Origin of the sequence: Ectopseudomonas toyotomiensis (assembly GCF_017167985.1) — a bacterium.
Taxonomy (GTDB): domain Bacteria; phylum Pseudomonadota; class Gammaproteobacteria; order Pseudomonadales; family Pseudomonadaceae; genus Aquipseudomonas; species Aquipseudomonas toyotomiensis.
Genome location: NZ_CP070505.1, coordinates 1628587 through 1643182, shown reverse-complemented (window position 1 = coordinate 1643182; position 14596 = coordinate 1628587). Strand labels below are relative to the sequence as shown.

The window sequence follows — 14596 nt, the reverse complement described above, 5'->3', positions numbered from 1 at the left end:
TCCCATGCGTCTTCTCATGCAATTTTCCGCCTGCCTGGGCCTCGGCCTGGTGGTGGCGGTGATGATCCTGATCGGCTTGATGTTCTGCGGCTGGTTCAACCTGATCGACGGCCTGATGCTGACCGGCAAACCGCTGGCCAGCCTGAGCCTGATGGTGCTGCCGGAGGGCTTCTGGAGCACGCTGACCGGCATTCAGGACGCGGCGCAAAACAGCACGTTGCGTTCCTTTCTGTCTCTATGCGCGGCATTGGGCCAGGTTGGCCTGCTGCTGGCGCTGGGCTTCATGCGCCTGTGGTATCGGGCATGAGCGGGAATATCGGTTTGCGCGAAGAGGCGCGTGCCGGACATCTGCTGGCGCTGCGCATCACCTGGTTGTTTCGCGATGCGCGCCATGGGCAGTGGGCGGACCACCGCGTAGACTCGCGGTTCGTTGAACGGGAGTACTTCAAGGATGAAAAAGAGACTGACCACCGCCCTCGGCGGTCTGCTGCTGGCGAGCCTGGTACAGGCCGATGATTGCCGGCAGCAGTTGCTCACCTGGATCGAGATAGCCCACCCAGGCCATACAGCCAGTCAGGTGCTCGAGGATGAGCGCGGGCGTTATCGGGTGGATGCCGAACAGAGTATTTGCAAGGTCTGGCCAGCGCGGCCTGAGCTGACGCTGATCGCGATGCCACTGCTGCGCGCAGAGCACGACAGTCATGGCGAGGCGGACCTGGAAGTGCTGGTGCTCAATAGCGCCGAGCAACAGGTTCTGGCACGGCTGGTGGAGCCCAATCGGTTGGATTGGGACGCGATCTATGCGGACAGGTTGGCCTTGGATACTGCGCCTTATCGCCTGCGTGGGGATGACCTGGCGTTTGCTGTTCGGATCAGCCGCCGCAACTGGTCGCGACTGAATCCTTTCGCGGAAACCGAGCTCGCTCTCTACGAGTTGAAAGAGCAAGGGTTGCGCACCTTGATGGGAGGGCTGGTGGTGGAGAGCTTCGGCGGTGAACGAGACGACGATTGCACGGCTTCGTTCGACGAGGCCAAGGGCGTGCTCATCGTTACGGACAAGGTTGGCCGCAATGGCTACCGCGACCTGATCTTCAAGCGAACTCATACTGGCCGGCGAATGGAGGCGGCAGATGGCGAATGCCAGACCATCGAAGCCGATACACGCCGCGTTCAGTTCCGTATTGAGTACGCTGAAGAGCGCTATCTGCTGCCAATCGAGCTGGTCTCCGACCCGCTCTGACGGCACATGGTCCGGATGTAATCCGGGAGCAGCACGACAGGCCATCCCGGATTGCATCCGGGCTACGACGAGGTAAGCCGGGTGAGCATCGTTCACCCGGCCTCATCCTTACAAACTGACCGAAATCCCCGCCTGCAGCGTGCGCGGCTCGCCCGGATAGCTCCAGACGTTCCAGGCGCGTTCTTCGTAGTGTTTGTCGAAGACGTTGTTGAGGTTGAGGTTCAGGCGCACGTTCTCGGTAAGCGGGTAGTAGGCCAACAGGTCGACCAGGCCATAGCCGTCCATGTCGAAGGTGTTGTTGCTGGTCTGGCCCTGACGCTCGCTGACGTATTTCAGGCCAACGCCCAGGCCAAGGCCGGCCAGGGTGCCGCTGTCGAACTCGTACGTGTCGAGCAGGTTGAAGCTGTGGCGTGGCACGTTGGCCAGGCGCGAGCCTGCCGGCATGGTGGCGCTGGTGCTTTCGGTGACTTCGGCGTCGACGTAGGCATAGCCGCCAATAACCCGCCATTGCGGAGTGATATTGCCGGCCACGTTGATATCGAAACCACGGCTGCGTATTTCACCGGCGGCGACGCTGCGCGTGCTATCCAGCGGGTCGCTGGTCAGCACGTTTTCCTTGACGATATGGAACAGCGCCGCGGTCAGGCTCAGGTCACGGTCGGCCATGTCGTACTTGATACCGACCTCGTGAGCGACACCTTTTTCCGGGTCGAAGGCATTGCCCAGGCGGTCAGCGCCACGGTTGGGCTTGAACGAACGCGAGGTATTGGCGAAAACCGCCAGCTCGTCGGTGAGGTCGTAGATCAGGCCGAAGCGCGGGGTTACGGCGTTGTGCGCCTGATCCCAGTCGCCGCTGGTGGTGAGCTTGTCTTCGTAGCTCTGCTCGAAGCGCTCGATACGCGCACCCACCTGCGCCTTGAGGCGTTCGGTCAGGGCGATCTGGTCCTGCAGGTAGAAGGCGTAGGACTCCAGCGTTTCGGCATCATGCGTGGTGGTACGGGTCAGCGCCGGCAGCGGCTGGCCGTGCACCGGGTTGTACAGGTCGATGGGGTAAGCGCCGCCGCCCGGCGAGCGGATGATCAGCGAGTTGTAGTTGAACTTGTCGTACTCCACGCCCACCAGCAGGGTGTGGGCGAAGCCGCCGAGGTCGAAGTTGCCTTCGGCGTTGGCTTGGGCGTTGACGTCATTCCAGTTCAGCCAGCGCTCGTTGTAGTTGCGCCCGACGCTGCTGGCGCCTGCAGGCAAGCCGGTGTAGGCGTTGCTGTTGTTCTCCACGGCGCCGCCGTAGATCTTGCCATCGAGATACTGCACGCCGCCGCGCAGGGTCCAGCTGTCATTGAGCAGGTGCTCGATGCGCAGTTGCGTGCTGGCGTTCTCGTTGGTCAGCTTGCCGGCGGACTCCTCGCTCAGGAAGCGGTCGCGCGGCAGCTTGCCGTTCTGGTTGGAATAGCGGGTGACGCCACGGTCGAGCGGGTGGCGGTTGTGCAGGTAGTCGCCTTCGAGGGTGACGGAGGTGTCCTCGTTGAGCTGCCAGCGCAGCACTGGGGCGACGTTGTAGCGCTCGCTCTCGACATCATCGCGGAAGCTGTCGCCGCCCTCGGCCACCAGGTTCAGGCGGTAGGTGAAGGCGGCTTGCTCGTCCAGGGCACCGGTGGTGTCGAGGGTGCCACGACGCAGGCCTTCGCTGTTGACCTGGCTACCCAGTACGGTGCGGCGCTCGGCCTGTGGCTGCTTGCTGACGATGTTGAAGGTGCCGCCAGGATCGCTGCGGCCGTAGAGCATGGCCGCCGGGCCGCGTAGCACTTCGATGCGCTCGATGGTGCTGGCGTCGGGCATGTTCGGGTAGCCACGGTTGACGGCGAAACCGTTGCGGTAGAACTCCTGACTGTTGAAACCGCGAATCAGAAATTCGGTCAGGCCCTGGCCGCCGAAGTTGTTGCCGCGCTCCACGCCGCCGGCGTAGTCCAGCGCATCTTCCAGGCGCACTGCGCCGATGTCCTGCACCACCTGTTCCGGGACCACGCTGATCGACTGTGGGATTTCATGGATCGGCGTATCGGTACGGGTCGCACTGGCCGAGCGGGTGGCCCGATAGCCGTCTACCGGGCCATCGGCTTGTTCCGAAGGGGCGGTGATCTGCATTTCTTCCAGTGCCAGCGGTGTGTCGTTATCGGTGCTGGCAAAGGCACTGTGGCAAGTGAGAGCGGGCAGGGCGAGGAGCGGTACGACCAGGCGTCGCATGGTGTGAATCCTTGGGCCGGGGGTAGGTGAGGGCCCGGGATTCTAGTGTTTTAGAGAATCATTATCAAATGCGGATTTATCGCAGTGAATCGCTTGAAAGATGCCGCTTCTCTACTAGGGTTTTCAGCGCTTGCAATGAATCCACGAAACGTCGCGATGCGGCTAATACCAATGTCTATCTGTCGGTCGGTGCTGGCCTGCTGCTAGCTTGAAGCTGCATCAGAATAACAATAACCGGAGGCGTCTATGACTTCTGAACAAACAAATGCCGCGGCCTATTGGAAGGCCAATGTGCGGCTCATCACCTGGAGCCTGATTGTCTGGGCGCTGGTTTCCTACGGATTCGCCATGATTCTGCGCCCGATGGTCGCGGGAATCTCCGTCGGCGGTTCCGACCTCGGATTCTGGTTCGCGCAGCAAGGCTCCATCCTCGTGTTTATCGGACTCATTTTTCACTACGCGTGGAGACTGAACAAACTCGATAAAGAATTCGGCGTCGAGGAGTAAGTCATGAGCCAGTTCGTCATCAACATGTTGTTCGTAGGCGCGTCCTTCGCGCTCTACATCGGTATCGCCATCTGGGCGCGTGCCGGCTCCACCAAGGAGTTCTACGTCGCTGGCGGTGGTGTGCATCCGGTCACCAACGGCATGGCGACTGCCGCCGACTGGATGTCCGCTGCATCCTTCATTTCCATGGCGGGCCTGATTGCCGCCGGCGGCTATGCCAACTCCACTTTCCTCATGGGCTGGACTGGCGGCTACGTGCTGCTGGCGATGCTGCTGGCACCCTACCTGCGCAAGTTCGGCAAGTTCACCGTGCCGGATTTCATCGGTGATCGCTTCTACAGTCGTGGCGCGCGCCTGACTGCGGTGATCTGCCTGGTGATCATCTCCGTGACCTACGTGATCGGTCAGATGGCCGGTGCCGGTGTTGCCTTCTCGCGCTTCCTCGAAGTGAGCAACTCCACTGGTATCTGGATCGCAGCAGCGGTGGTATTTGCCTACGCCGTATTTGGCGGCATGAAGGGCATCACCTACACCCAGGTCGCTCAGTACGTGGTACTGATCGTGGCCTACACCATCCCGGCGATCTTCATCTCCCTGCAGCTGACCGGTAACCCGATCCCGCCGCTGGGCCTGTTCGGTGACCACGTCGAGTCCGGTGTGCCGCTGCTGCAGAAGCTCGATGAAGTGGTGCGTGACCTGGGCTTCGCTGCCTACACCGCCGATGTCGACAACAAGCTGAACATGGTGCTGTTCACCATGTCGCTGATGATCGGTACTGCCGGTCTGCCGCACGTGATCATCCGCTTCTTCACCGTGCCGAAGGTTTCCGACGCACGCTGGTCGGCTGGCTGGACCCTGATCTTCATCGCTCTGCTGTACCTCACCGCTCCGGCCGTTGCCTCGATGGCGCGTCTGAACCTGGTCACCACCATCTATCCGGAAGGCGCTTCTGCTCCGGCGCTGTCCTATGACGAGCGTCCGCAGTGGGTCAAGAACTGGGAACAGACCGGTCTGATCAAGTGGGAAGACAAGAATGGCGACGGTCGCATCCAGATGTACAACGATGCCGCACCGGCCTTCACCGCGACCGCTCAGGAGCGTGGCTGGAGCGGTAACGAGCTGACCGTGAACAACGACATCCTGGTTCTGGCCAACCCGGAGATCGCCAACCTGCCTGGTTGGGTGGTCGGCCTGATCGCGGCGGGCGCCATTGCGGCGGCACTGTCGACGGCTGCGGGATTGTTGCTGGCGATTTCTTCGGCGATCAGTCATGACCTGATCAAGACCTTGATCAATCCGAAGATCAGCGAGAAGGGGGAAATGCGCGCAGCGCGGATCTCCATGGCCTGCGCGATTCTGCTGGCGACCTACCTGGGCCTGAATCCACCAGGGTTCGCCGCGCAGGTGGTGGCGTTGGCCTTCGGTATCGCCGCGGCGACCCTGTTCCCGGTGCTGATGATGGGGATCTTCTCCAAGCGCATGAACGACAAGGGTGCGATCTGCGGCATGGTCGCCGGCCTGGTGATCACCCTGCTGTACATCTTCACCTACCTGGGCTGGTTCTTCATTCCGGGGACCAACATGCTGCCAAACACCCCGGACCAGTGGTTCATGGGTATCTCCCCGGCTTCCTTCGGTACCGTCGGCGCCCTGATCAACTTCGCCGTGGCCTACGGCGTATCGATGGTCACCGCCGAGCCGCCGCAGGAAATCCAGGATCTGGTGGAAAGCGTACGTACCCCCAAAGGTGCTGGTGCCGCTCTGAGCCACTAAGCATAATCCTGGCCTGACGCCATCTGTCGATGGTCCAGGGTCTGACAGACGGGCCTCCACTGGAGGCCCGTCTTTTTTCGGGAACAACCATATGTTGTGGACTTTGCTTGCCATCGTGGTGGCGGGGCTCGGCGCTGCCGGTATCGCTCTGCTGCTGCGCAAACTGACGCGTAACAAACTGCCGAAGTGGATCGTGCCGCTGTTCGGTGGTCTGGGGATGCTGGGTTATCAGGTGTTCTACGAGTATTCCTGGTTCGAGCATCAGCAGGCGCGCCAGCCCAAGGAGTCGGTCGTGGTCGCGACCGAAGCGGGCCACGTATTCTGGCGCCCGTGGAGCTACTTCGTACCGATGATCACCGCCTTCACCGTGCTCGACAGCAAGAGCGTCGTGCGCGAGCAGGTGGCGGACGCACCGGTGGCCGAGTTCATGCTCTATCGCTTCGAGAAGCAGCACATCGACCACGTTTCGCACCGCGCCCATCTGCTCAATTGCGCAACCGGCGAGTTGTTGCCGCTGGACGATAAGAAACAGCCTCAGCTGGCCCAGCTCAAGCGTATCGACAAGGAAGACGCGCTGTATCGTCAGGTGTGTCGCTAGCGCTATCCGTGCGTTACGGGGGTGGTGCGCGCAGCGCACCCTACCCGAAAGCGCATCGGTGCGCGTGACCTGGGCGGCCACTCCCTATTTGCGGACGCCTTTCACTGTAGGGTGCGCCGTGCGCACCGACCCTTCACCGATGGTGCCTGACTCGGCTGCTTTTCAGCGCCCGATAGACCCAGATCAATATCCACGCCTGTCACCTGCATAGAATCGCCAGCCCTGATTTTTCGAGCTTGCGGTCATGCCCCGTTTCCCCGAACTGTTGTCGCCAGCCGGCACCCTGAAGAACATGCGCTACGCCTTCGCCTACGGCGCCGATGCGGTGTATGCCGGTCAGCCGCGTTACAGCCTGCGCGTACGCAACAACGAGTTCGACCACGCCAACCTGGCCCTTGGCATCGCTGAGGCGCACGCGCAGGGCAAGCAGTTCTACGTGGTGGTCAACATCGCCCCGCACAACGCCAAGCTGAAGACCTTTCTCAAGGACCTGGCGCCGGTGATCGAGATGGCGCCGGATGCGCTGATCATGTCCGACCCGGGCCTGATCATGCTGGTGCGTCAGCATTATCCGCAGATGCCGATTCATCTCTCGGTGCAGGCCAATGCGGTGAACTGGGCCAGTGTCGAGTTCTGGCGCCAGCAGGGACTGACGCGGGTGATCCTGTCGCGTGAGCTGGCGCTGGAAGAGATCGAGGAGATCCGCAGTGAGGTGCCGGGCATGGAGCTGGAGGTGTTCGTCCACGGCGCCCTGTGCATGGCCTATTCCGGGCGCTGCCTGCTGTCGGGCTACATCAATCGTCGCGACCCCAACCAGGGCACCTGCACCAACGCCTGCCGCTGGCAATACCAGACCACGCCCGCGACCGAGAACGAGTTGGGCGAGATAGTCCGCGTGGTCGACCCGACGCTAGGGCAGGGCGCACCGACGACGCAGGCCTTCGTGCTCGAAGAGGCTGGGCGTCCGGGTGAGGAAATGGCCGCCTATGAGGACGAGCACGGCACCTACATCATGAATTCCAAGGACCTGCGCGCGGTGCAGCACATCGAGCGGCTGGTGCGCATGGGCGTGCACTCGCTGAAGATCGAGGGGCGTACCAAAAGCCACTTCTACGTGGCGCGTACTGCGCAGGTCTACCGCCGCGCCATTGACGACGCGCTGGCCGGCAAACCCTTCGACCCGAGCCTGCTGGGCAGTCTGGAGTCTCTGGCCCATCGCGGCTACACCGAGGGCTTCCTGCGCCGCCATGTTCACGACGAATACCAGAATTACCAGCGCGGCAGCTCGGTGTCGGAGCGCCAGCAGTTCGTTGGCGAGCTGACCGGCGAGCGCCGTGGCGAACTGGTCGAGGTGCGGGTGAAGAATCGTTTCGCCGTGGGCGATGGGCTGGAGCTGATGACCCCGCAGGGCAACCTGCGCTTCACTCTGGAACAGTTGCAGAATGCGCAGGGCCAGGCACAGCAGGTTGCGCCGGGCGATGGCCACGTTCTGTACCTGCCACTGTCGGCAGATGTGCAGTTGAACTACGGGCTGCTGATGCGTGACCTCTAGGCCTTTCTTAGGGTGAAGCGCCATCCTCCCTACGTGCTGTAGGGCACGTGGACAGTGCCGAAAGTGTTGGTGCGCGCGGCGCACCACCTTACGCGGACGCCAATCCGTAGGGTGCGCCGTGCGCACCGGGGGATGGTGAACTGTTTTCTTGCAGGGCCAAGGAGGTGTTGCGATTACGCTGTGGTGGCCAGGGGCGCGATGCTACATGGCGTGTTGACGCCGGCGTTGGCTAGCCAGTTGGCGCTCCAGCTCGCAGAGACTGTCGATGCCCTGACGGCGTGCCTTGCTGAACAGCATCAGCGCCAGTTCAGCGGTCACCAGGGCGTCGGCGCTGGCGTTGTGGCGCTGGTGCACCTGCAGGCCGAATTCGGCGACCCACTCATCGAGCCCGCCCTGGCGAATGCGCGATTGTGGGCACAGCAGCGGGGCGATTTCGGCGACATCGAAGAAACGGTGCTGCAGGCGATAGCCCAGACTCTGGCGCAGCGCGCGAACCAGCATGCGCTGGTCGAACTCGGCATGAAACGCCAGCAGTGGGCTGCTGCCAACGAACTCCATGAAATCCAGCAGTGCCTCGGCTGGCTCCACGCCACGGGCCACTTCGCTGGGGGCGATACCGTGGATCAGGGTGCTGGCGCTGGCCTGGTGATCGGGGCGGTGCAGGGTACATTCGAACTGTTCGGCGAAGTCGATGGCGCCGTTATCGATCACCACTGCGCCGATGGCCAGCACCTGATCGCGGCGCATGTTCAGACCGGTGGTTTCCAGATCGAGGACGACGAAGCGCTGCTGGTGCAGCGGACGTTCGTCGAACGCTGCCGGAGCGCTCAAGGCCTCGCGGCGTTGCAGTTGCTGCTGGGTCAGGGCCGGGCCACGGCCAGTGAACCAGGTGAACTTGCTCATAGCTGATACCTCATGGCCAGGCTGCTCTGCAGGCGCTGCGCCTGGCGGAACGACTCGCGCAGAATACGCCGGTCCAGATGATTGAGGTGGTCGGGGTCGACCCGATTGGAGTAGGGCAGCTCGTCACGCGCCTGCAGTTGATGCTGCTGCATGCGCGTCTGCTGAATGAAGTGGTAAGCCTCTTCATAGGCGGCGCCGTCCAGGGCCTCGATCACGCCCTTGGCGACCAGCGCGCGCAGGCGCTCCAGGGTGCCGACCGCACTGATGCCATTGGCCAACGCGAGCAAACGGGCGCCGTCGACGAAGGGCGTCAGGCCCTGCACCTTGAGGTCGAGAGTGTCCTTGTCGGCGCCCGAACGGGCCACCACGAAGTCGCGGAAGCGTCCAACCGGCGGGCGGTGGCGCAGGGCGTTCTCCGCCATCATGCGCTGGAACAGGCTGTTGTTGGCGATGCGTCCGAGCAGCTCCTCGCGTAGCTGTTCGCAGCCTTCGTCCGGGCCCCAGATCGCGCGCAGGTCGAAATAGATGGTCGAGCCCAGCAGATTTTCCGGCGTGGCTTCGAGGACGAAGCCGGCGAAGCGCCGCGACCACTCCTCGCGCGACAGGCACAGCTCGGGGTTGCCGGCCATGATGTTGCCCTTGCACAGGGTAAAGCCGCACTGCGCCAGGCGCTGGTTGATCTCGCGGGCGATCGGCAGCAGGCGCTCGCGGATGGCAGTAGCCTCACTGGCGCTTTCGGCCTCGAAGAGGATGCCGTTGTCCTGATCGGTGTGCAGGGTCTGCTCGCGGCGGCCTTCGCTGCCGAAGCACAGCCAGGTGAAGGGTATGCCCGGGTCGCCCATGTCCTCGAGGGTCAGCTCGATCACTCGGCATACGGTGTGGTCGTTGAGCAGGGTGACGATATGGGTGATCTGCGTCGAGCTGGCACCGTGGGCGAGCATGCGGTCGACCAGCAGGCGGATGTCGCTGCGCAGCCCGGCCAGGGTCTCTACCTTGCCGGCGTGGCGGATGGTGCGTGCCAGATGCACCAGGTCGACGCGTTGCAGGCTGAACAGGTCGCGCTCGGAAATCACCCCGCAGAGTTTCTCGTGCTCCACCAGGCAGACGTGAGCGATGTGCCGCTCGGTCATGGCGATGGCGGCATCGAAGGCACTGGCATCCGGCGCCAGATGGAAGGGGTTGGGCGTCATCAGGTTGTCGATCGGCTGGGCCAGGTCGACGCCGTCAGCCACCACCCGGCGCAGGTCGCGCAGGGTGAAGATACCCAGTGGTTTATCGGCCGGGTCGAGCACCACGATGCTGCCCACGTGCTGCTCGTGCATCATTCGCACGGCATCACGCAACGGCGTCTGCGGCGCACAGCCGATGGGTTGGCGCATGGCCAGTTCGCCCAGGCGGGTATCCAGCGAATACTGCGCGCCGAGAGTTTCCACCGCGCGCAGCTGCACCTGCTGGTTGACCTGATCGAGCAGACTGCTGACCCCACGCAGGGCGAAATCGCGCAGCGGGTTGGAGACGGCGAAGAGTTTGACGAAGGCAAGCTTGGACAGCAGCAGGCAGAAGGTATCTTCGGCGGCCAGGTGCTCGGTACGTGTGGCGCGCTCGCCGATCAGCGCCGCCAGGGGGAAGCACTCACCGGCCGTGATCTCGAAGGTGGTCTCGGTGCCACGCCGTGCGCTGTGCGGGCGCTCGCCATGCACACGGCCCTGTTTGACGATGTAGAAGTGCTCGACCGGGCCATCGCTGGGTTTGATGATCGAATCGCCCTCGGCATAGAAGCGCAGCTGGCAGTGCTCGACCAGAAACGCCAGATGGGCGGTGTCCATCTGGTTGAAAGGCGGGAACTTCTGCAGGAACTCCATGGTGCCGTGGATGTTCTGCAGCACCGCTGTCTTGCCCGCATCGGCCATCGCGTCGGCCTTGCTCATGGGCGTGCGCCTCGCAGTTTCGGGATGTTGTCAGTGTGGCCCTGGCTGGTCGGCTTGCCCATTGCACCTAAGTAGGGGGAGAGAGAGGCGTAGCCCGGATGCAATCCGGGGGCGGCATCCCCGGATTGCATCCGGGCTACGGGGCTGCGGGAGGGACTTTAGCCGCGACTTCCCATAAAAAAACCGCCCCGGAGGGCGGTTTCCTATTCGAGCAGCGCCCGAATCACAGGCCGTTCTTTTCCTTGAACTCGCGACGACGGCGATGCAGTACAGGCTCGGTGTAGCCGTTGGGCTGCTTGGTGCCTTCGACTACCAGCTCCAGCGCGGCCTGGAAGGCGACGTTGTTGTCGAAGTCCGGGGCCATCGGGCGATACAGCGGGTCGCCCGCGTTCTGGCGATCGACCACCGGTGCCATGCGCTTGAGGCTTTCGACCACCTGCGCCTCGGTGACGATGCCGTGGCGCAGCCAGTTGGCCAGCAGCTGGCTGGAGATGCGCAGAGTGGCACGGTCTTCCATCAGGCCGACGTCGTTGATGTCCGGCACCTTGGAGCAGCCGACGCCCTGGTCGATCCAGCGCACCACGTAGCCGAGGATGCCTTGCGAGTTGTTGTCCAGCTCGTTGCGGATTTCTTCTGCTGACCAACTGGTGTCCTTGGCCAGCGGGATGGTCAGGATGTCGTCCACCGAAGCCGGGGTGCGCTTGGCCAGTTCGGCCTGACGGGCGAACACGTCGACCTTGTGGTAGTGCAGCGCGTGCAGGGTGGCGGCGGTCGGCGAGGGGACCCAGGCGGTGTTGGCGCCGGACAGCGGGTGAGCGATCTTCTGCTCGAGCATCGCCGCCATCAGGTCCGGCATGGCCCACATGCCCTTGCCGATCTGCGCGCGGCCCTGCAGGCCGGTGGCCAGGCCGACGTCGACGTTGTTGTTCTCGTAGGCGCCGATCCAGGCCTCGCTCTTCATGGCGGCCTTGCGCACCACGGCGCCGGCTTCCATGGAGGTGTGGATCTCGTCACCGGTGCGGTCGAGGAAGCCGGTGTTGATGAACACCACGCGCTCCGAAGCCGCTTTGATACAGGCCTTGAGGTTGACGGTGGTGCGACGCTCTTCGTCCATGATGCCGACTTTCAGGGTGTTGCGGGCCAGGCCTAGCACATCCTCGACGCGGGCGAAGATTTCGCTGGTGAAGGCGACTTCTTCCGGGCCATGCATCTTCGGCTTGACGATGTACACGCTGCCGGTGCGGGTGTTCTTGCGGCTGGTGTTGCCGATCAGGTTGTGCACCGCGATCAGGCTGGTGAACAGCGCGTCCTGGATGCCTTCCGGAATCTCGTTGCCTGCGGCGTCGAGGATGGCCGGGTTGGTCATCAGATGGCCGACGTTGCGCACGAACAGCAGCGAGCGACCATGCAGGGTCAGCTCGGAGCCGTCCGGCTGGGTGTAGACGCGGTCCGGGTTCATGGTGCGGGTGAAGGTCTTGCCGCCTTTGGACACTTCCTCGGCCAGGTCGCCCTTCATCAGGCCCAACCAGTTCTTGTAGACCACCACCTTGTCATCGGCATCGACGGCCGCGACGGAGTCTTCGCAGTCCATGATGGTGGTCAGCGCGGCTTCCATCAGCACGTCTTTCACGCCAGCGGCGTCGGTGCTGCCGATGGGGCTGGAGGCGTCGATCTGGATCTCGAAGTGCAGGCCGTTGTGCTTGAGCAGCACGGCGATCGGCGCGCTGGCCTCGCCCTGGAAACCGACCAGTTGCGTGTCGTCACGCAGGCCGCTGTTGCTGCCACCCTTGAGTGCGACGACCAGCTTGCCGCCGACGATGGCATAGCCGGTGGAATCGACGTGCGAGCCGGCAGCCAGCGGCGCGGCCTCGTCGAGGAAGGCGCGGGCGAAGGCGATGACCTTGTCGCCACGCACCTTGTTGTAGCCCTTGCCCTTCTCGGCGCCACCTTCTTCGCTGATCACGTCGGTGCCGTACAGCGCGTCGTACAGCGAGCCCCAGCGGGCGTTGGAAGCGTTCAGGGCGAAACGCGCGTTCATCACCGGCACCACCAGCTGCGGGCCGGCCAGGCGGGCGATCTCTTCGTCGACATTGGCAGTGGTGGCCTGGAAGTCTTCCGGCTCCGGCAGCAGGTAGCCGATCTCCTGGAGGAAGGCCTTGTAGGCTGCGGCGTCATGGGCCTGGCCCTTGCGCGCCTGGTGCCAGGCGTCGATCTGCGCCTGCAGCTCGTCGCGCTTGGCCAGCAGGGCACGGTTCTTCGGCGCCAGGTCCTTGATGACCGCAGCGGCACCGGCCCAGAACTTGTCGGCAGCGATGCCGGTACCGGGAATGGCTTCGTTGTTCACGAAGTCGTACAGGGCTTTGGCGACCTGCAGGCCACCGACTTGAACGCGTTCAGTCATCACTTGCCTCACTATCTGAGCTTTACTCAATCGCCGCTTCGGGCACCTCTGAAAACGACCTGCGGGTCAACGCCTGCGCTTTCAGAGAGGCTCGTCGGAGACGGTCTGGCCGTCTTGTAGTCCGTGGCGCGGCATACTACATCAAGATTCCGGGGAAATGCAGTGGGTATGCGTCAGACCGCGACCAAAAGACTAGTTACGGTCACGAGCAGTACGCGTTGTGTTCAAAAAAGTTAGCTATTGTTTCATAAAAAGTGCAAAAACGTACACGATTAATTGCGTGGAATACTGACAACGGGCCGAATATAGCCTACGCCACCTTCACCTATACTGCGGCCAAGCCGTTGGAGCCTGCCATGTTGGTATCTGTCGCCGTAACTGCCGATCTTCAGGACCTCACCCGTCTGTTTGCCGGGTACCTGCGTTTCTACGAGGTGCCGAAGGCCGAGGCGCAGATCGCCGTCTTTCTCGGCGAGCGCCTGAAACGTGGTGATTCGCAACTGCTCATCGCGCGTGACGCGCAGGGCCTCGCCCTGGGCTTCGTCCAGCTCTACCCCTTCCAATCATCACTGGCCCTTGAACCGGCCTGGCTGCTCAGCGATCTGTATGTGCACGAGTCCGCCCGTCGAATGGGCGTCGGTGAGGCATTGATGAATGCGGCGCGCGCTCATGCCGAAGCCAGCGGGGCCTGTGGCCTGCAACTGGAGACAGCGAAGACCAACCTGGCCGGACAGCGTCTGTACGAACGCCTGGGCTATGTGCGCGACGAGCAGTTTCTGACTTACTGGCTGGCACTACAGGATTGAAACCCTTGCACTACATGAATGAGAGAGGCCGTATATGGATCATCTGGTATTGACAGTGATTGCCGCGGATCAGCCCGGCCTGGTAGAGCGTCTGGCCGGCTGTGTCGCCGCGCACGGCGGCAACTGGCTGGAGAGCCGCATGGCGCGCATGGCCGGGCAGTTCGCCGGGATCGTGCGGGTAGACGTGCCGGCCGAGGCGCACGGCGGTCTGATCAAGGACCTGGAAGCGCTGAGCACCCAGGGCATCCGCGTGCAGCTGGCGGCCAGCGGTAGCGAGCCGGGTGGGCGTTTCACCTCGATTCGTCTGGAGCTGGTGGGCAACGACCGTCCCGGTATTGTCCGCGACATCACCCGCGTGCTGGCCGAGCAGGGCGTCAACCTGGAGAACCTGCTGACCGAAGTGGCGCCGGCGCCGATGAGCGGCGAACTGCTGTTCACCGCCGAAGCGCTGCTGGCCGTGCCGGAGACGCTGCCCCTGGAGCAGTTGCAGGCGCGTCTGGAGACCCTGGCCGACGATCTGATGGTGGAGCTGAATCTGCGCGCCGAGGATTGATATCCCCGGTATAAGTGGATCAGCCTGTGGATAAACTGGGGAGCCCCGGCGCACAACATAGTGCCCCGGGGGTTTTCATTGGCTGGCTAAAAGT

At 63.1% G+C, this 14596-nt stretch carries 12 protein-coding genes; 8 read left to right on the top strand and 4 right to left on the bottom strand.

Annotated features, from left to right (window positions below; all coding sequences use genetic code 11):
- Nucleotides 1-4: 4 nt before the first annotated feature.
- Both JWV26_RS07575 and JWV26_RS07570 read left to right on the top strand, forming a co-directional pair.
- The gene (locus JWV26_RS07575; protein ID WP_206418745.1) at nucleotides 5-307 is read left to right on the top strand and encodes a hypothetical protein; all 303 of its coding nucleotides are present in this window, start codon (nucleotides 5-7) and stop codon (nucleotides 305-307) included.
- Between the two features lie 144 nt (nucleotides 308-451).
- Nucleotides 452-1240: a PA3715 family protein gene (locus JWV26_RS07570; protein WP_206418744.1), complete on the top strand. Its 789-nt coding sequence runs from the start codon at nucleotides 452-454 to the stop codon at nucleotides 1238-1240.
- 108 nt (nucleotides 1241-1348) lie between these two features.
- On the opposite strand, the gene JWV26_RS07565 is transcribed toward JWV26_RS07570, so the two are convergent.
- Nucleotides 1349-3481: a TonB-dependent siderophore receptor gene (locus JWV26_RS07565; protein WP_206418743.1), complete on the bottom strand. Its 2133-nt coding sequence runs from the start codon at nucleotides 3479-3481 to the stop codon at nucleotides 1349-1351.
- Between the two features lie 246 nt (nucleotides 3482-3727).
- On the opposite strand from JWV26_RS07565, the gene JWV26_RS07560 reads away from it, so the two are divergent.
- The 4 genes from JWV26_RS07560 to trhP all read left to right on the top strand — a co-directional run bounded on the left by JWV26_RS07560 (nucleotide 3728) and on the right by trhP (nucleotide 7911).
- Nucleotides 3728-3988: a DUF4212 domain-containing protein gene (locus tag JWV26_RS07560; RefSeq protein WP_013717468.1), complete on the top strand. Its 261-nt coding sequence runs from the start codon at nucleotides 3728-3730 to the stop codon at nucleotides 3986-3988.
- Nucleotides 3989-3991: 3 nt separating this feature from the next.
- Nucleotides 3992-5761: a sodium:solute symporter family protein gene (locus JWV26_RS07555; protein ID WP_206418742.1), complete on the top strand. Its 1770-nt coding sequence runs from the start codon at nucleotides 3992-3994 to the stop codon at nucleotides 5759-5761.
- 91 nt (nucleotides 5762-5852) lie between these two features.
- Entirely contained in the window at nucleotides 5853-6359 is a 507-nt protein-coding gene (locus JWV26_RS07550) for a hypothetical protein (protein WP_072424954.1), read from the top strand.
- Nucleotides 6360-6603: 244 nt separating this feature from the next.
- Complete coding sequence (gene trhP / locus JWV26_RS07545; protein WP_206418741.1) at nucleotides 6604-7911, top strand: prephenate-dependent tRNA uridine(34) hydroxylase TrhP; 1308 nt, start codon at nucleotides 6604-6606, stop codon at nucleotides 7909-7911.
- A 201-nt stretch (nucleotides 7912-8112) separates the two neighbouring features.
- Here the strand turns inward: trhP and JWV26_RS07540 are convergent, their stop codons facing one another.
- The 3 genes from JWV26_RS07540 to JWV26_RS07530 form a co-directional block, all read right to left on the bottom strand.
- A complete protein-coding gene (locus JWV26_RS07540) occupies nucleotides 8113-8814 on the bottom strand; it encodes a 3'-5' exonuclease (RefSeq protein WP_072424956.1) in 702 nt (233 codons plus the stop codon).
- Nucleotides 8811-10742: a putative nucleotidyltransferase substrate binding domain-containing protein gene (locus JWV26_RS07535; protein ID WP_072424957.1), complete on the bottom strand. Its 1932-nt coding sequence runs from the start codon at nucleotides 10740-10742 to the stop codon at nucleotides 8811-8813. Before JWV26_RS07535 ends, JWV26_RS07540 begins: the two co-directional genes overlap by 4 nt.
- Nucleotides 10743-10965: 223 nt before the next feature.
- The gene (locus JWV26_RS07530) at nucleotides 10966-13143 is read right to left on the bottom strand and encodes a malate synthase G (protein ID WP_206418740.1); all 2178 of its coding nucleotides are present in this window, start codon (nucleotides 13141-13143) and stop codon (nucleotides 10966-10968) included.
- Between the two features lie 356 nt (nucleotides 13144-13499).
- On the opposite strand from JWV26_RS07530, the gene JWV26_RS07525 reads away from it, so the two are divergent.
- The gene (locus JWV26_RS07525) at nucleotides 13500-13949 is read left to right on the top strand and encodes a GNAT family N-acetyltransferase (RefSeq protein ID WP_206418739.1); all 450 of its coding nucleotides are present in this window, start codon (nucleotides 13500-13502) and stop codon (nucleotides 13947-13949) included.
- A 34-nt stretch (nucleotides 13950-13983) separates the two neighbouring features.
- A complete protein-coding gene (locus JWV26_RS07520; protein WP_074917350.1) occupies nucleotides 13984-14502 on the top strand; it encodes a glycine cleavage system transcriptional repressor in 519 nt (172 codons plus the stop codon).
- Nucleotides 14503-14596 lie beyond the last annotated feature (94 nt).